At 77.7% G+C, this 16,536-nt stretch carries 12 protein-coding genes; 5 read left to right on the top strand and 7 right to left on the bottom strand.

The annotated features are described in order from the left end of the window. Positions 1-11: 11 nt before the first annotated feature. Positions 12-3,215, top strand: coding sequence for a carboxyl transferase domain-containing protein (locus ACI8AC_RS06105; protein ID WP_456896194.1), 3,204 nt, complete (start codon positions 12-14; stop codon positions 3,213-3,215). Between the two features lie 55 nt (positions 3,216-3,270). Here the strand turns inward: ACI8AC_RS06105 and ACI8AC_RS06100 are convergent, their stop codons facing one another. Together ACI8AC_RS06100 and ACI8AC_RS06095 are read right to left on the bottom strand one after the other, a co-directional pair. Next, on the bottom strand, positions 3,271-4,977 hold the full coding sequence (locus tag ACI8AC_RS06100) for an AMP-binding protein (RefSeq protein ID WP_456896193.1): 1,707 nt from the start codon (positions 4,975-4,977) through the stop codon (positions 3,271-3,273). A gap of 120 nt (positions 4,978-5,097) precedes the next feature. After that, positions 5,098-5,733: a hypothetical protein gene (locus tag ACI8AC_RS06095; RefSeq protein WP_456896192.1), complete on the bottom strand. Its 636-nt coding sequence runs from the start codon at positions 5,731-5,733 to the stop codon at positions 5,098-5,100. A 163-nt stretch (positions 5,734-5,896) separates the two neighbouring features. Here ACI8AC_RS06095 and ACI8AC_RS06090 point away from each other — a divergent pair, with 163 nt between their 5' ends. After that, positions 5,897-6,211: a DUF3303 domain-containing protein gene (locus tag ACI8AC_RS06090; RefSeq protein WP_456896191.1), complete on the top strand. Its 315-nt coding sequence runs from the start codon at positions 5,897-5,899 to the stop codon at positions 6,209-6,211. 177 nt (positions 6,212-6,388) lie between these two features. Next, positions 6,389-8,107, top strand: a complete 1,719-nt coding sequence (locus ACI8AC_RS06085) for an FAD-dependent oxidoreductase (RefSeq protein WP_456896189.1) — start codon at positions 6,389-6,391, stop codon at positions 8,105-8,107. Between the two features lie 20 nt (positions 8,108-8,127). Here the strand turns inward: ACI8AC_RS06085 and ACI8AC_RS06080 are convergent, their stop codons facing one another. The 3 genes from ACI8AC_RS06080 to ACI8AC_RS06070 form a co-directional block, all read right to left on the bottom strand. Continuing rightward, the gene (locus ACI8AC_RS06080; protein WP_456896188.1) at positions 8,128-8,646 is read right to left on the bottom strand and encodes an HAD domain-containing protein; all 519 of its coding nucleotides are present in this window, start codon (positions 8,644-8,646) and stop codon (positions 8,128-8,130) included. Between the two features lie 31 nt (positions 8,647-8,677). After that, complete coding sequence (locus tag ACI8AC_RS06075) at positions 8,678-9,709, bottom strand: NAD(P)-dependent alcohol dehydrogenase (protein WP_456896186.1); 1,032 nt, start codon at positions 9,707-9,709, stop codon at positions 8,678-8,680. A gap of 119 nt (positions 9,710-9,828) precedes the next feature. Continuing rightward, positions 9,829-10,491, bottom strand: a complete 663-nt coding sequence (locus ACI8AC_RS06070; protein ID WP_456896184.1) for a hypothetical protein — start codon at positions 10,489-10,491, stop codon at positions 9,829-9,831. A 271-nt stretch (positions 10,492-10,762) separates the two neighbouring features. Between ACI8AC_RS06070 and ACI8AC_RS06065 the strand changes: the two genes are divergently transcribed. Both ACI8AC_RS06065 and ACI8AC_RS06060 read left to right on the top strand, forming a co-directional pair. Then, on the top strand, positions 10,763-11,446 hold the full coding sequence (locus ACI8AC_RS06065) for a hemerythrin domain-containing protein (RefSeq protein WP_456896182.1): 684 nt from the start codon (positions 10,763-10,765) through the stop codon (positions 11,444-11,446). Between the two features lie 37 nt (positions 11,447-11,483). Then, positions 11,484-12,446 (top strand): NADPH:quinone oxidoreductase family protein, encoded by a 963-nt coding sequence (locus ACI8AC_RS06060; protein ID WP_456896180.1) that lies wholly within the window; start codon positions 11,484-11,486, stop codon positions 12,444-12,446. Between the two features lie 80 nt (positions 12,447-12,526). On the opposite strand, the gene ACI8AC_RS06055 is transcribed toward ACI8AC_RS06060, so the two are convergent. Then, a complete protein-coding gene (locus ACI8AC_RS06055) occupies positions 12,527-12,961 on the bottom strand; it encodes an ester cyclase (RefSeq protein ID WP_456896178.1) in 435 nt (144 codons plus the stop codon). 352 nt (positions 12,962-13,313) lie between these two features. Further along, complete coding sequence (locus tag ACI8AC_RS06050; RefSeq protein WP_456896176.1) at positions 13,314-16,532, bottom strand: BTAD domain-containing putative transcriptional regulator; 3,219 nt, start codon at positions 16,530-16,532, stop codon at positions 13,314-13,316. Positions 16,533-16,536 lie beyond the last annotated feature (4 nt).

The following is a 16,536-nucleotide window of genomic DNA, read 5'->3' as shown; positions in this document are numbered from 1 at the left end:
AGCATCCGGGGATGGCCGCCGCGCACCGCCTGCTGATCGCCAACCGCGGGGAGATCGCCGTCCGCATCGCCCGCGCCGCCGCGGCCGAGGGGACGACATCGGTCGCGGTCGCGGGCGCCGACGAGCCCGATGCCCCGCACCTGGCCGCGGCCGACGAGGCGCACCCGCTGCCCGGCACCGGCCCGGCCGCGCACCTCGACGTCGCCGCGGTGGTGGCGGCCGCGACGGCGACCCGCTGCGACCTGCTGCACCCCGGCTACGGCTTCCTCTCCGAGAACCCGGCGCTGGCCCGCGCCTGCGCCGCCGCCGGCGTCACCTTCGTCGGCCCGTCCCCGGAAGCGCTCGACCTGTTCGGCGACAAGGTCCGCTCCCGGGCGCTGGCCGAGGCCGCCGGCGTCCCGGTGCTGCGGGGCACCGCGGCGGGCGTGACCGCCGGCGAGGTCGCCGACCTGCTGCAGAGCGCCGGCGCGGTGGTGCTCAAGGCCCGCGCCGGCGGCGGCGGGCGCGGCACGAGGCTGGTCCGGCCGGGCGACGACGTGGCGGCGGCGCTGGCCCGCGCGTCGTCCGAGGCGCGGGCCGCCTTCGGCGACGGCGCGGTCTTCGCCGAGGCCTACCTGGAGCGGGCCCGGCACGTCGAGGTGCAGCTGCTCGGCGACGCCCGCCGCGACGTCGTCGTCCTCGGCGACCGCGACTGCTCGCTGCAGCGGCACCGGCAGAAGATCGTCGAGATCGCGCCCGCGCCGCACCTGCCCGAGCCCGTCCGCCGGCGGCTGCACGAGGCCGCCGCCGTCCTCGCCCGGCAGGCCGGGCTCACCGGGCTGGCCACCGTGGAGTTCCTCGCCGCCGCCGACGACCCCGAGCGGTCCGTCTTCCTCGAGTGCAACCCGCGGCTGCAGGTCGAGCACACCGTCACCGAGGAGACCCTCGGCCTCGACCTCGTCCGCCTCCAGCTGCGGGTGGCCACCGGCGCCACCCTCGCCGACCTCGGCCTCGCCGACGGCCCGCCCCGGGCCACCGGCTGGGCGGTGCAGGCCCGCGTCAACGCCGAGACCGTCACCGCCGACGGCGCCGTCGTCCCCTCCGCCGGCACCCTCACCGCGCTCACCGTCCCCGGCGGCCCGGGCGTGCGGGTCGACACCGCGGCCCGGCAGGGCGCCGTCCAGAGCGCGCGCTACGACCCGCTGCTGGCCAAGGTCGTCGTCTCCGAGCGCGACCTGGCCGGCGCGCTCCGGAAGGCCGGCCGGGCGCTGGCCGAGCTCGACGTCCGCGGCGTCGCCACCAACGCCGGCCTCCTGCGCGCGCTGCTCGCCCACCCCGAGGTCGAGCAGGCCACGACCACCTTCGTCGACGACCGCACCGCCGAGCTGGTCGCCGGGCAGCCCGACGCGCCGGGCTGCGAGGAGCCGCTCGACGCCGACGAGGACGCGCTGCGGGCGCCGGTCCCCGGCACGGTCGTCGCCATCGAGGCGCCGGCCGGGACGGCGGTCGAGCCGCGCGGGGCGGTCGTCGTCCTCGAGGCCATGAAGATGGAGCACGTCGTCGCGCTGCCGGCCGGCGGTGTCGTCCGGTCCGTCGCCGTCGCGGTGGGGGAGACCGTCCGGCAGGGCCAGCTGCTGGCCACCGTCGAGCACGACGCGGTGCGTGACCAGGAGGCCGCGGCCGAGCTCGACCTCGACGCCGAGCGGGCCGACCTCGCCGAGGTGCGCCGGCGGCACGAGCTCGGCCTCGACGAGCACCGCCCCGAGGCGGTCGCCAAGCGGCACGCGCAGGGCCGCCGCACCGCCCGGGAGAACCTCGCCGACCTCGTCGACCCGGGCAGCTTCCTCGAGTACGGGCCCCTGGCCATCGCCGCGCAGGAGCGCCGCCGCAGCCGGGAGGAGCTCGAGCGGACCACCCCGGCCGACGGCGTCGTCGGCGGCCTGGCCGAGATCGGCGGCACCCCGGCCGTCGTGGTCTCCTACGACTACACCGTCCTCGCCGGCACCCAGGGCATGCGCGGCCACCTGAAGAAGGACCGGCTGTTCGAGCTCGCCGAGGCCCGCCGGCTGCCGGTCGTGCTGTTCGCCGAGGGCGGCGGCGGCCGGCCGGGGGACGTCGACCTGCCCATCGTCTCCGCGCTCGACACGATGGCCTTCACCCTCTTCGGCCGGCTGTCGGGCCTGGTGCCGACCGTCGGCATCGCGTCCGGGCGGTGCTTCGCCGGCAACGCCGCGCTGCTGGGCACCTGCGACGTCGTCATCGCCACCGAGGACGCCACCATCGGCATGGGCGGCCCGGCGATGATCGAGGGCGGCGGCCTCGGCGTCGTCGCACCGGAGGAGATCGGCCCGATCGACGTCCAGCACGCCAACGGCGTCGTCGACCTCCGGGTGCCCGACGACGCGGCGGCCGTGGCCGCGGCCCGGCAGTACCTCTCCTACTTCCAGGGGCCGGTCGACGACTGGACCGCCCCCGACCCCCGCCTGGCCCGCCACCTGGTGCCCGAGAACCGCAAGCGCGCCTACGACATGCGGGCGGTGGTCCGCAGCGTGTGCGACGAGGGCTCGGTGCTCGAGCTCCGCGACGGCTGGGGCGCCGGGATGATCACCGCCCTGGCGCGGGTGGAGGGCGCCCCGGTCGGCGTCCTCGCCAACGTGCCCACCCACCTCGGCGGGGCCGTCGACGCCGACGCCGCCGACAAGGCCGCCCGGTTCCTGCAGCTGTGCGACGCGCACCGGCTGCCGGTCGTCTCCTTCTGCGACACCCCCGGCTTCATGGTCGGCCCCGAGTCGGAGCGGACGGCGACGGTGCGGCACTTCTCCCGGCTGTTCGTCATCGGCGCGAACCTGTCGGTGCCGATCGGCACCGTCGTCGTCCGCAAGGCCTACGGCCTGGGCGCCCAGGCGATGGCCGGCGGCAGCATGAAGGTTCCGCGGTTCGCCGTCGGCTGGCCGACCAGCGAGTTCGGGCCGATGGGCCTGGAGGGCGCCGTCCGGCTGGGGATGCGCCGCGAGCTGGCCGCGATCGACGACGAGCGCGAGCGGCAGGCCGCCTACGAGGCCGCCGTCGCCGCCTCCTACGAGAAGGGCCGCGGGCTCAACGTCGCCGCGCACTGGGAGATCGACGACGTCATCGACCCCGCCGACACCCGCCGCTGGATCGCCACCCTCACCCGCGAGGTCGCCGGCACCCCGCGCCCGGCCGGGCGGGTACGGCCCAACGTCGACACCTGGTAGGACCCGGACGTCCCGGTCCGCCGTGCGGTGCCCGCCGGCCGGGACGGTCGACGGCTCACGCGGGGCTGCTGGTCGGCTCCGGCCGGTCGGCCTCGCTGCGGCGCCGCTCGCGCAGGACGAACCGCTGCACCTTGCCGCTCGGCGTGCGCGGCAACGCGGCGACGACGTGGATCCGCCGGGGGCCGGCGTGGGCGGCGTAGCGCCGCTTGACGTGCTCCTGCAGCTCCTCGACCAGGCCCGGCGCCGCCGACCCGGCGTCGCGGAGGACGACGTAGGCCTCGATCGCCTCGCCGCGCAGCGCGTCGGGCACCCCGATCACCGCCGCCTCCGCGACGGCGGGGTGCGACACCAGCGCCGACTCGACCTCGAACGGCCCGATCCGGTAGCCCGCCATGATGATCACGTCGTCGTCGCGCGAGGAGTAGGAGAACCAGCCGTCCTCGTCCACCGACGCGACGTCGCCGGTCAGGTACCAACGCCGATCGGCGCTGAACCGCTCCGCCGTCCGCTCGGGGTCGTCGGCGTACCCGGTGAACCACATCAGCGGGCTGCCCGGCACGTCGACGGCCAGGCGACCCGGCTCGCCGGGCGGCGCCACCACGTCCTCGCCGTGAGCGAGCACGGCGGCCCGGTAGCCGGGGATCGGGCGCCCCATCGACCCGGGCCGCACCTCGGCCCGGATGTCGGGGTGCCAGCCGTTGACGACGACCATGCCGAGCTCGGTCTGGCCGTAGTGGTCCCGGACGGGCACCCCCAGCCGCTGCTCGGCCCAGGACACCACCTCGGGGTTGAGCGGTTCGCCGGCGCTCGAGCACACCCGCAGCTGCAGATCCGCGGACGGCGCCTGCGCCTCCCCGGCACGCAGGGCGCGGAAGACCGTCGGGGCCGCGGCGAAGTTGGTGACGCCGAACCGGCCGAGCACCTGCCACGTCGTCGCCACGTCGAAGCCGGCGCGCAGCAGCAGGTTCCGGCGGCCCGTGAGGAGCGGCCCGACGATGCCGTAGTACAGCCCGTACGCCCAGCCGGGGTCGGCGATGTTCCAGAAGACGTCGTCCGCGCGCACGTCCAGGCCGTACTGCAGGTAGACGGCGATGCCGGGCAGGGCCCCGCCCGGAACCGGGACCGCCTTGGGGGCTCCGGTCGTCCCCGAGGTGAACAGGTGGATCAGCGCATCGGTGGGCCGCCGCACCGCGGCGGCGGAACCGGGTGGCTGCGCGTCGAGCAGGTCGTCCAGCCCGGCATCCCCCGGGCGGCACTGCGCCGGATCCCCGGCGACCACGATGCGCCAGGGCGCGTCGGCCGGGATGTCGGGCCCCGGGTCGAGCTTGGCCCGCTGATCGGCGTCGCACACCACCACCGCGGTGCGGCTCGGCAGCAGCCGCGCACCGATGGCCGCCGGGGCGAACGCGGTGAACAGGGGCACGTGGACCGCGCCCAGGCGCCAGATGCCCAGCACGGTGACGACGAGGTCCTCGCCCTTGCCCATCAGCGTGGCGACGCGGTCGCCGGCCCGGACCCCGAGCGATGCCAGCGCCGCGGCCGCCTGCTCGGAGCGGGCCCTCAGGTGGCCGTAGGTGAGGTCCCGGCCGGACAGGTCACCCTCGACCACCGTGAGCGCGACCTGGTCGGCGGGATGGCGGTCGCAGAGCAGCACGGCGGGGGCGGCCTCGCCGCCGACCTCGGCCAGCAACTCGGCGACCCGCTCGTCCGGCGTGGGCATGGCGGCCTCCCAGCGGTGCGGCAGCCGTTCGACCCCGCACACCAGTGGTCCTGCCTGGCGCGGACCAACCTCGACCCGCCGGGGAGGGGTGTCAACAGGTCCGCGCACGCCGACGGGACGCCCCGCGGAGCGCTCCGCCGGGAGCCCGAGGCTCCCGGCCGGTCAGGCGCTGACGTCCTCGTGGGTGTTCACCCCGGGGATGCGCCGCACCGACCCCCAGCCGAAGCGGGCCCAGACGATGAGCAGCGCGCCGCCGACCAGCGAGCCCAGGGTGTCGCGCACCAGGTCGCCGTTGGTGTCGTCGTTGCCCTCCGACAGGTCGGTGCCGAACCAGGCGTCCGAGCGCCACTCGTAGATCTCCCACAGCGCCCCGATCGCGATGCCCAGCGCGGCGGTGACGACCCCGATGCCGACGTAGTGCGGCAGGTGCGTCTCGTCGCGGGGGTCGGGCACGACCTCCACCCGGGCCAGGGCGATGTAGACGACCGGCGCGGTGAGCATCGGCAGGGTGAAGTGCACGAGGTCGTCGAAGCGCACCCACTCGTCGTACAGGCCGAGGACCTCCCCGAACCCCTGCAGCGCCATCGCCAGGGTCAGCGACAGGTCGTAGGGGCGCGGCAGGTTGATCACCCGGGCGACGAGCGTGACGCCGCCCAGGAGGGCCAGCAGCGCCGCCGCGCCCCAGTCCCCGGCCACCGCGTACACCACGGCCCCGCCCAGGACGACCAGCCGCAGGACGTCGATGCCGTCCCTGATGACCGGTGTCCAGTCCCCCAGCAGCAGCGTGCGCGTGTCCACGAGGCGTGCCTACCCCACGGCCCGTGCCGGGGAGCGACCGCCGGTGGACCGGCTGTGCCGACGCGTCGGGACGGCGGACGTCGTGTGCGGGCCGTCGCCGTCCCCCTTCCCGCCGGTTGCGGTACCCGGGAACCTCGTCGGGGCGTCCGGGAGGGAGACCGACATGAAGTACGTCGTCACCTGGCGGGAGCGGCCGGCCGGGTCGGCCGCGGAGTACGAGACCGCGCAGAAGCGGGTCCTCGAGATCTTCGCCGTGTGGGAGATGCCGAAGAGCCTGACCTTCCACCAGTTCGTCGTCCGCGTCGGTGAGTTCGGCGGCTACGCCGTCATCGAGACCGACGAGCCGGCCGACCTCCAGTACCTCACCACCGTCTACGCCGCGTTCGTCTTCACGGTCGAGCCGGTGCTGGACGTCATGGACTCCGTCGCGGCCGAGAACCGCGGCATCGAGTGGCGGGACGCGCTGGCCGACGCCTGACGGCGCCGATCGGGTGACAGCGCGTCCGCCGCAGGTCACCGGCGAGCCGCGCCCCGCCCGGCGCGGCGGGGAAAGAGACCTTCGCACCCTGGCGCCGGGAGGGCGCGGGTTCCTAGGGTCGGCAGGTCCGGGCGAACCGGGCCCGGGCACCAGCCGACCCCCCGATCGAGAGCGAACATGAGCGCTCCGCTGCTGGTCGCCGTGGACGACGACCCCACCCTGCTGCACGACGTCGAGCGCGAGCTGCGCAACCGCTACGCCTCCGACTACCGCATCTGCTGCCTGCGCTCGGCGGGTGAGGCGCTGGCCACCCTGGAGGAGCTGGCCCTGGCCGGCGAGCAGGTCGCCCTGGTGCTCGCCGGCGAGGAGCTCGCCGGGAAACCGGGCACGGACGTGCTCGCGGAGGTGCGACCGCTGTTCCCGCAGGCGCAGCGCGTCCTGCTCATCGGCTGGGACCACGTGGGGATCGCCGAGGCCGGGGACGCGATGTTCGAGGAGATCGCGCGCGGGCGCATGGACCACTACGTGGTGCGTCCTGCCCCGCCGCCGGACGAGTCGTTCCACCAGGCGATGTCGGGCTTCCTGCTCACCTGGGCCGAGGCGGCGCGCCGGGCCCCGCACACCATCGACGTGATCGGGGAGACCTGGTCGGGCCGGGCGTACGAGCTGCGCGACGTGCTCGGCCGCTGCGCGATGCCGCACCGGTTCTGCCTGGCCGACTCCGCGGAGGCCCGGGCCGTCCTCGACGGCGCGGGCGACCGGCGGCTGCCGCTCATCGTCATGCCCAACGGCAGGATCGTGGAGGACCCGAGCGACGTGGACATCGCCCGGTCGGCGGGGACGGTGATCGAGCCGGCGGGGGAGCGGTACGACCTCGTGATCGTCGGCTGCGGCCCGGCCGGTCTCTCCGCAGGGGTGTACGGGGCCTCCGAGGGGCTGCGCACCCTGGTCGTCGACGCCGGCAGCCTCGGCGGTCAGGCCACCGCGAGCTCCGCGATCCGCAACTACCTCGGCTTCCCCCGGGGCGTCACCGGCGGGGAGCTGGCCCGGCGGGCCTACGAGCAGGCGTGGATCTTCGGCGCCCGCTTCGCCTTCATGCAGCAGATCGCCAGCCTGCGGCGGGAGGACGACCACGTCGTCCTGACCTCGGAGACCGGCGGCGTCGTGTGCGCCCCCGCGGTCGTCCTGGCGACGGGGGCCAGTTACCGGCGCCTCGGCGTCCCGGCCCTCGAGGCCCTGCACGGGGCCGGCGTCTTCTACGGCGCCGCCGCCTCCGAGGCACCGCTCGTGGCGGGGGAGGAGGTCTTCATCGTCGGCGGCGCGAACTCGGCCGGGCAGGCCGCGGTGCACCTGGCCCGCTACGCCGAGCGGGTCACGCTCGTGGTGCGGGCCGCGACGCTGGAGGCCGGCATGTCGCACTACCTCGTCCGCCAGGTCGAGGAGACCCCCGGCATCGAGGTCCGCACGGGCACCGAGGTCGTCGGGGGCGGCGGCGACGGACGGCTGGACCACCTGGTGCTGCGCGACCGCGGCACCGGCGAGCTGGAGCGGGTCGACGCCTACGCGCTGTTCCTGATGATCGGGGCGCAGCCGCGCACCGGGTGGCTGCCGGCGGACGTCGAGCGGGACCCGGCCGGCTTCGTGCTGACCGGGGCGGACCTCAGCGACGACGCGCTGTGCGGGTTCGAGCGCCCGCCGCTGGGGTTGGAGACCAGCGTCCCGGGCGTCCTCGCGGCCGGCGACGTCCGGCACGGGTCGGTCAAGCGGGTCGCCTCCGCCGTGGGGGAGGGCTCGATCGCCATCCAGCAGGTGCACCGGCTGCTCACGGGCCAGGGGCACGGCAGCGCCGCCGCGGCGACCCCCACGGGTGGCCCCCGGGTGCCGATCGCCCGCTGACCGCGCGGGACCGACCCGGCTCAGCCCGCGAGCCACTCCTCGACGGCGTCGAGGTGCTCGTGGGTGAGGCCGGCGAAGACGTCCGGCGCCACCACGAGCACGTGCGGGTTCGCCGCCAGCCAGTCGCCGGTGCCGGCGGCCTCGTAGGCCAGGTCGTCGTCGATCCACACGATGCGGCGGTCCGGGTGCTCCTCGGCGACGGCGCGGGCCATGTCGAGCTTCCACCAGCCCGAGGCGCTCGACACCGACCCGGCGAAGCCCGTGGGGCCGACGCCGGGCCGGGCGTGCACCCGCAGCCCCCGGGGGAGGCCCATCGGCTCGGCCAGCAGCCGGTCGGCGTCGCCGGCCCACGTGGTGAGCCACTGGATCTCCACCCGGGCGGCGTCGTGCCACTCGCGCAGCCGCGCGGTCACCGTCGGGTCCCACGACAGCACGTACCCGTTGAACCGCCCGCGCCGCCACCCGGCCGGCAGCTCGGGGGCGACGGCGTTGAGCACGCCGTCGACGTCCAGCAGCAGGATCGGGACGTCGGCGGCCATGCCCCAGCCTCCCGCGCGCGGCGGGCCCGCGTCACGCCGAGGGGACGACGACCGCCCGGCCGCGGATGGTGCCCTCGTGCAGCCGCCGGTAGGCCTCCGGCGCCTCGTCCAGGCCGAACCGCTCCACCTCGACGTGCACCGCCCCGGCCCGGGCCAGGTCGAGCACCTCCATCAGCTCGGTGCGGGTACCCCAGTACGGCGCCCGAACCGACGCCCCCATGGGCGTGGAGAAGAAGCCGGTGGGCAGCGTCCCGCCGCCGATGCCGACGATCTGGACGACGCCGTCCGGCGCCACCGTCCGCCGGGCGATCTCCAGGGTGGGCGGCGCGCCGACGATGTCGAACACCGCCTGCGCGCCGACCCCGCCGGTCAGCGACCGGATCGCCTCGACCGCCGCCGGCTCCGAGCGCAGCACGTGGTGGGCGCCCACCTCCCGCGCCAGCTCCAGCTTCTGCTCGCTCACGTCGAGGGCGACCACCGTCGCCCCGGTGACCGCCCGCAGCACCTGGATGGCGACGTGCCCCAGGCCGCCGGCGCCGATGACGACCGCGGTGCTCCCGGCCGGCAGCTCGTCCAGGCTGGAGACGACGGCGTGGTACGGCGTGAGCCCGGCGTCGGTCAGCGACACCGAGGCCACCGGGTCCAGGCCGCCGAGGGGCACCAGGTGCCGGACGTCGTCCACCAGCATGAACTCGGCCAGCGCCCCGGGGGAGCCCAGCCCGGGCGGCATGATGCCGAGCGCCGCCGCCCGGGTGCAGTAGTTCTCCGCGCCCCGCGCGCAGGCGTGGCACAGCCCGCAGCCCCACGGCCCGTACACGGCCACGGGCTCGCCGACCGCGACCCCGGTGACGCCCTCGCCGAGCGCGTCGACGACCCCGGCGCCCTCGTGCCCGAGGGTGAGCGGCAGCCCGTACCCGTACTGCTCGGCGGGCAGGCCCATGACGAAGGCGTCCGAGTGGCACAGCCCCGCGGCGGTCACCCGCAGCCGCACCTGGCCCGGCCCGGGCTCGGGGGTCTCGACCTCCACCACCTCGGGCTCGCCGCCGATGGTCCGGTACTGCACTGCGCGCACGGTGTCCCTCTCCCCGGTGGATGCGGTGCCCCGACGCTAGGCCGGGGGGAGCGCCGTCGCCGGGTGCCGACCGGACCCCGCGGGCAGGGCCGGAGGTCCCGGGGACGGCGTCAGGGCTTCCGGCTCAGCCAGCCGGCCGCGGCGATCCCCAGGCCGAAGAGGACGGTGCCCGGGATGATCCCGTGGCCCTCCACCGGCAGGGCCCCGCCCAGCACCCCGCCGACGGGCAGGGCGACCAGGGCGAGAGCGACCGGCGCGGGCAGCAGCCGGTGCCGCAGCGCACCGATCGCGATCAGCAGCGGGCCGAGCAGGGTGGCGGTGCCGGCCAGCGCGGAGAACCACAGCGTGGCCTCCTCGACCGCGGCGAACCCGCCGTGCATCGCCGGGGCGACGTAGGCCTCGGTGTACCCGCCGACCGGGATGAGGGTCAGCCCCACCCACAGCACGGCCACCCCGGCGGTGGCCACCCGGGAGCGGCCCAGGCGCGCGGCCAGCGCGCCGGCCCCGGCCGCGACGAGCAGCGCGCCGGCGCTGAAGACGACGTGCGCGGCCACCCAGGTGGCGGCCTCGTGCGCCGCGTGGCTGTGCTCCAGCGGGTGCAGCGCGTTGCCGGCGGCGAACAGCACGCCGCCGGCGACGACGGACAGCCCGCGCAGCGCGAGGGACGGTCGGTGGTCGGGGACGGCGGCAGCCGGGGCGGCCGGGGTCGGCGGCGCGGGAGCGGTCGGGGCGGTGCTGGTCGGGGCGGTGCTGGTCGGGGCGGTGCTGGGCATGGCGGTTCCTCGGGGTCGGGAGCGGGTCCGGGTGACCCCGGTCGGCGAGCACCGTGGCCGGCTCCGCCTACCGGGGGGGGGGGGGGGGGGGGGGGGGGGGGGGGGGGGGGGGGGGGGGGGGGGGGGGGGGGGGGGGGCGCGGGCCCCCGGGGCGGCCCCCCCCCGCCCCCCCCCCCCCCCCCCCCCCCCCCCCCCCCCCCCCCCCCCCCCCCCGGCAAGAGGACCGCGCGAGCGTCCGCGGCGACCACCCACCGACCCGAGGAGACCCGCGATGTCCCGCACCGACGCCCTGCCCGTCCACCCCCGCCACGACGGCGACCCCGTGCCCGACGTGATGGGCATGCGCCTGGCGCACCGCGCGATGCTCCGCGACGCCGGCCGGCTCACCGACCTCGCCGAGCGGTTCGCCGCCGGTCCCGCCCCGGACGGGGAGCGCGCCGACGCCGTCGCCCGCTACGTCCGCGACTGGGCCGACTCGGTGCACCACCACCACACCGTCGAGGACGAGGTCCTCTGGCCCGTGCTCGCCGCCTCCGCCGGCCCGCACGTCGACCTCACCGAGCTCTCCGACGACCACGCCGCCCTCGACCCGGCCCTGGCCCGGCTGCGCGCCGCCGCCGACGCCTTCCGCGCCCGCCCCGGCGCGGACACCGCGACCGCGATGGGCGCCGAGCTCGCCGAGCTCCGCGACTCGCTCACCGAGCACATCGGCGAGGAGGAGGCGGCGCTGTTCCCGGTGATCGAGCGCTACATGTCCGTGGGGGACTGGGCCGCGGTCGAGGCCCGCATCCGCAAGCACGCGAAGCTCTCCTTCGAGGCGCCGCGGGTCCTCGGCATCACGACACCGCAGGAGCGCGCCGCGATCGAGGCCGCCGGCGGCCTGGTGCTGCGGCTGCTGCTCGCCGTCCTCGTCCCGCCGTTCCGGCGCCGCGAGCGGGCCGTCTTCGGCAGCTGACCTGGTGGGCCGGCTCCCGGTCGCTCTAGCGTGCCTCATGCGTGCCGCGATGATCACCGCGCTCACCGGGCCGGACGCCGTGGAGGTCCGGGAGCGACCGGAGCCGGTACCCGGGCCGCACCAGGTGCTCGTCGACGTCGAGTACGCCGGCGTCACCTTCCCCGACGTCCTGCAGACCCGGGGCCGGTACCAGCGGCGTCCGGACCTGCCGTTCACCCCCGGGTGGGAGGTGTCCGGCGTGGTGCGGGCGGACGCCGCGGGCTTCCGCGCCGGTGACCGGGTGGCGGCCCTGCCGACGACCGGCGGCCTCGCCGAGACCGTCGCGGTCGACGGCTCCCTGGTGTTCCCGCTGCCGGACGGCGTCCCGTCCGACCAGGCCGCCGCCCTGCCGCTGAACTACCTGACGGCGCACCTCGCGCTGGTCCGCCGGGCGCGGCTGGAGCGGGGCGAGAGCGTCCTGGTGCACGGCGCCGCCGGGGGTCTCGGGGCCGCCGCCTGCCGGCTCGCCGCGGCCTCCGGCGCGCGGGTCGTCGCGGTCGTGTCCACCCCCGGGAAGGCGGAGGTCGCCCGGGCGGCCGGGGCGCACGACGTCGTCCCGGTCGACGGCTTCCGCGACGAGGTGCGGCGGCTGACCGGGGGGCGCGGGGTGGACGTCGTCGTCGACCCGGTGGGCGGGGACCGCTTCCCGGACTCCCTGCGCTCGCTGGCCCGGGAGGGCCGGCTGCTCGTCCTCGGCTTCACCGGTGGTGAGATCCCCACCGTCAGGGTGAACCGGCTGCTGCTGACCAACACCACGGTGGTGGGTGTGGCCTCGGCGGAGCTCTGGGCCGACGAGCCCGATCTCCCCGGCCGGCAGTGGCGCGAGCTCCTGCCGCTCATCCGCTCCGGCGCGATCGCCCCGCCGATCGGCCGGGTGTTCCCGCTGGGGGACGCCGCCGCGGCGATCCGCGAGCTGGACGAGCGGCGGGCCGCCGGCAGGGTGCTGGTCCGGGTGCGCTGAGTGCCCGTGGCCTGGGAGGCCGAGGACCCGTGGCCTGGAAGGCTGGGTGCCCGTGGCCTGGAAGGCTGGGTGCGCGTGGCCTAGAAGAGCAGGGACGGGGGGCGCACCGTCCCGGGGACGACGCCGAGCTGCTTCATCAGCCCGAGCGCGTCGGTGATCCCGTGCTCCTCGACCAGCTGGCGGCTGGTGATCCGGACGACGCTGATCCCCTGGACGCGGATGCGCGCGCCGGTGGGCGGGATGCCGCCGAAGTCGCCCAGGTGCGTCGCCTCGACGAACCACCGCGCCGTGACGCGGTCGGCCACGCCGAGGGTCTCCTCGATCGTGATCCGCACGTCCGGGAACGCGGTCGTGAGCACCCGGAAGTGCTCCTTGTACCCGTCGACGCCTACGATGACCTCCGGCTCCGCCGGGTCGTGGCCGCGGTAGCTGCGCGCGATGAACCGCTCGATGCCGGCCGGGTCCTGGGCGTTCCAGATCTGCTCGATGTGCGCGCGGAAGACAGCTTCGGACATCGGGGTCTCCTCCCGGGTGGTGCGGCTGGTGGGACCAGGGTCGGCGGGCTGCCTGTCGTCGCGCTGTTCCCGCGGTGCCGCCGACCGCGCGGCTGCCGGTCCGCACCGGTGGCCGGCTGCCGCGCCGGAGCCGGGGCACCGGAGGGACACCCACCTGGACCCGGCGTCTCTGAGTGCAGTTGCACTCAAAGACGTAGGCGTCCGGGAGGGACCAGCCGCGGGGCTTCACGCCGGTACGCGGTCGCGGCACCGGGTTCGACGCCGCGGCACCGGGTTCGATCCCGCGGCCGCGGGTTCGATTCCGCGGCCGCGGGGCCCGGGGTCGCGGCGTCGAGCCCGCCCGCGCGGCGGGTCAGAGGCCGGCGGCGGCCAGCTGCGCGGCCAGGTCCGCGCGCACCCGCTCGGCGTCCCGGCGGGCCGCGGCCGCGGCACCGGCGTCCCCGAGGGCGTCGGCGACCGCGGCCAGCGCGTCGTCCACGGGCCCGACGACGAGGGTGCCGGAGTCCAGCCCGGCGATCCGCCCCGCCCACGGCAGCAGCTCTTCGCGCGCGGCCCGCGCGGTCGCGAGGTCGCCGAGCCGGGCGGCGGCGTGCGCGCGCAGCGTCGTGGCGGCCAGCCAGTAGTAGTCCCGGCTGACGGGCCGGCGCGCCTGCCAGGCGGCGCGCGCCTCGTCGTCCCGGCCGGCGTCCAGCAGCCCCAGGACGACGGCGTCGGTGAGCGCTCCGGGCATCGCGCCGTGCAGCCAGGCCAGCTCGTCGGCCACCGCCACGCAGCTCCCGCTCGCGAAGCCGGCCGCGAACCGGCCCACCAGCGCCATCAGCCCGCCGTTCGTGGCGCCGGTCTCGGCCAGGCGGGCGGCGACCTGCTCGTAGCGCGCTCGCCCCTCGTCGTGCCGGCCGGCCAGCACCAGCAGCGCACCGTCGAAGACCTGCAGGGCGCCGAGCACGTGGCCCAGCTGGCCGGCGTCGGCCAGCGCGACCGCGGTGTCGGCGTGCCGCCGGGCGGCGACCAGGTCGGTGCGCGCCGCGGCGGCCAGGAACAGCAGCCAGTGCGCCACCGCCCGGTGGTCGGTCAGCCCGGCCGCGGTCGCCACCGCGCGCAGCTCCTCGGCCAGCGGCTCGCGGACGGCGGCGAGGTCCGGGCCGAGCGCGGCGAAGGCCCGCACGTTGAGCGCCGCGCACAGCAGCCGGGCGGCGTCCGGGCCGCGGGCGTCGCGGGCCAGGTCCAGCGCCCGCGCGCTGGCGGCGTCGGTCCGCGCGTCGTCGGTCCCCTCCACCTCCCGCACGAGCGCGACCAGCAGCCGGCAGCGCACGTCGCCGGGCAGGCCCTCCCCGGCCGGGGTCTCCAGCAGCTCGAGCAGCGGGTCGAGCAGCTCGGGGTCCTGCGCGCCGTCGTCGCGGACGGTCCACACCAGCGGCGCGTCCCAGGCGGCGAGGGCGGCGACGAGCAGGTCGTGCCGGTCCAGCCGCCGCGCGATCCGGACGGCGTCCCGCTGCTGGGCGCGGGCGGCCACCGCGTCCCCGGCCCGGGCGTGCGCGGGGACCGACGGCAGCAGCACCGCCAGCTCCTCCTCCCCACCGCCGCGGCCGGCCAGCGCGAGCATCCGCCGCGCCGACGCCCACTGCCGCGCCTCCTCGGCCGCGGCCCCCAGCCGGCCGGCCTCCCGCGCCGCGGCGGTCACGTACGGCACGGCGTCGGCGGCGGTGCGCGGGACCGCAGCGGCCACCGCGTGGTGCGCGAGCGTCGCCGCGTCCGCCCCGCCCTGCTCGCGCAGCGCGGCGAGCGCCGCGGCGTGCAGCCGGCCGCGGCGCAGCAGCGGGGTGTCCTCGTAGAGCACGTCCCGGACCAGCGCGTGGGTGAACCGCACCCGGCCGGGCGCCGGCTCGTCGAGCAGGCCGGCGAGCACCGCGGTCTCCAGGGCGTCGAGCAGCTCGTCGACGTCCCGGCCGGCGACCGCGGCGAGCACGTCGACGTCGGCCTCCCGGCCCAGCACCGCGGCCTGCCGCAGGGCGGTGACCGCGGGTCCGGGGAGCCGGCCGACCCGCCGGCGCAGCACGTCGCGCAGCCCGGCCGGGACGCCGGTGGCCGCCGCGCCCCGGCCCTCGGCGAGCAGCAGCCGGGTCAGCTCGCGCACGTAGAGCGGGTTGCCGTCGGTGCGCTCGCGCAGCAGCCTCAGCTCGTCGGCGCCGGCGTCCTCCAGCCCGGCCTGCCGGGCCAGGACGGCGACCCCCGCGTCGTCCAGCCCGCGCAGCTCCAGGTGCGCCGCCCCGGCGGAGGCCAGCGCCGCGCGGGTGGCGGCCAGCGCCTCACCGCCCTCGGCGTCCCGGTACGTGGCCAGCACCAGCAGCGGGTCGCCGGCGAGGGAGTCCACCACCTGGCGCAGCAGCTGCAGGGTCAGCTCGTCGGCCCGGTGCACGTCGTCGAGGACGACCAGCAGCGGCTGCTCGCGGACGGCCTCGCGCAGCCGCCCGGCGACCGCCCGGCCCAGCCAGAAGGCGGAGCCCTCCTCGAGCGGGGTGCCGCCGAGGGCGCGGGTGATCTCGGTCCACGGCCAGGCCGGGGGAGCGCCGTCCACCTCGGGGCAGCGCCCCTCGACGACCCGCCAGCCGTCCTCGCGCAGCCGGGCCGCGGCCGTCCCGACCAGCGTGGTCTTGCCCGCCCCGGCCTCGCCGGCGACCCACACGAGGCGGGTCCCGGAGGCGGCGAGGTCGAGCAGCCGCCGCAGCTCCGCCGCCCGGGCCGGCGCCGGCGGGGGCGCGCTGACCGGCCGGGCGGGGAGGGCGATCGGCGGAGCGGGGAGGTCCAGCGCCGGCGCCTGGCCGAGCACGGCGGCCTCCAGGTCGCGCAGCCCGCGTCCGGGGTCGACGCCGAGCTCCTCGGCCAGGTGCTCGCGGGCGCGGCGGAGCACGGCGAGCGCGTCGCCCTGCCGGCCGCTGCGGTAGAGCGCGAGCGCCAGCAGCCGCACCGCCTCCTCGCGGGCGGGGAAGTCGTGCAGGTGCCGCTCCAGCTCGGGGACGACGGCCGCCGCCCGCCCGAGCGCCAGGTCCGCGTCGGCGCGGAGTTCCACCGCGACCAGCCGCAGCTCCTCCAGCCGGGCCACCTCCGGCGCCGCCCAGCCGGCGTCGGCGTGCCCGGCGTACGCGGGGCCGGACCAGCAGGACAGCGCCCGGTCCAGCAGGCCGCGGCGGGCGGCGGCGTCGGCGGTGGCGTGCGCGCGGGCGACGAGGTCCTCGAACCGCCAGGCGTCGACCGCCTCCCGCGGCAGGGCCAGCCGGTAGCCGGGGGCCACGCTGACCAGCACGGTGGCGCCGGTGCGGCGCCCGCCGGCCGGGTCCAGGGCGCGGCGCAGCCGGGAGACGTGCACCTGCAGCCCGGCCAGCGCCTTCGGCGGGGGCTCGCCCTCCCAGAGGTCCTCGACCAGGCGGTCGGCGGAGACCACGTGCCCACCGGCGAGCACCAGGCGGGCGAGCACGCCGCGCTGCCGCGGGCCGCCGAGGGCTGCCGGCTGCCCGGCGACCGTGGCCTGGACGGGTCCGAGGACGGCGACGTCGACGGGCGGGTTGTGGGCCATGGCG

The sequence above is a fragment of the Geodermatophilus sp. SYSU D00758 genome (genome assembly GCF_054049955.1).
Note: the sequence above shows the minus strand (reverse complement) of the source record. Positions and strands in the feature narration are given on the sequence as shown.

Coding starts and splice junctions, on each gene's coding strand:
- ACI8AC_RS06050 (WP_456896176.1), bottom strand. CDS start 16,532: ATGGCCCACAACCCGCCCGTCGACGTCGCCGTCCTCGGACCCGTCCAG.
- ACI8AC_RS06070 (WP_456896184.1), bottom strand. CDS start 10,491: ATGCCCAGCACCGCCCCGACCAGCACCGCCCCGACCAGCACCGCCCCG.
- ACI8AC_RS06065 (WP_456896182.1), top strand. CDS start 10,763: ATGTCCCGCACCGACGCCCTGCCCGTCCACCCCCGCCACGACGGCGAC.
- ACI8AC_RS06060 (WP_456896180.1), top strand. CDS start 11,484: ATGCGTGCCGCGATGATCACCGCGCTCACCGGGCCGGACGCCGTGGAG.
- ACI8AC_RS06105 (WP_456896194.1), top strand. CDS start 12: ATGGCCGCCGCGCACCGCCTGCTGATCGCCAACCGCGGGGAGATCGCC.
- ACI8AC_RS06080 (WP_456896188.1), bottom strand. CDS start 8,646: ATGGCCGCCGACGTCCCGATCCTGCTGCTGGACGTCGACGGCGTGCTC.
- ACI8AC_RS06090 (WP_456896191.1), top strand. CDS start 5,897: ATGAAGTACGTCGTCACCTGGCGGGAGCGGCCGGCCGGGTCGGCCGCG.
- ACI8AC_RS06055 (WP_456896178.1), bottom strand. CDS start 12,961: ATGTCCGAAGCTGTCTTCCGCGCGCACATCGAGCAGATCTGGAACGCC.
- ACI8AC_RS06085 (WP_456896189.1), top strand. CDS start 6,389: ATGAGCGCTCCGCTGCTGGTCGCCGTGGACGACGACCCCACCCTGCTG.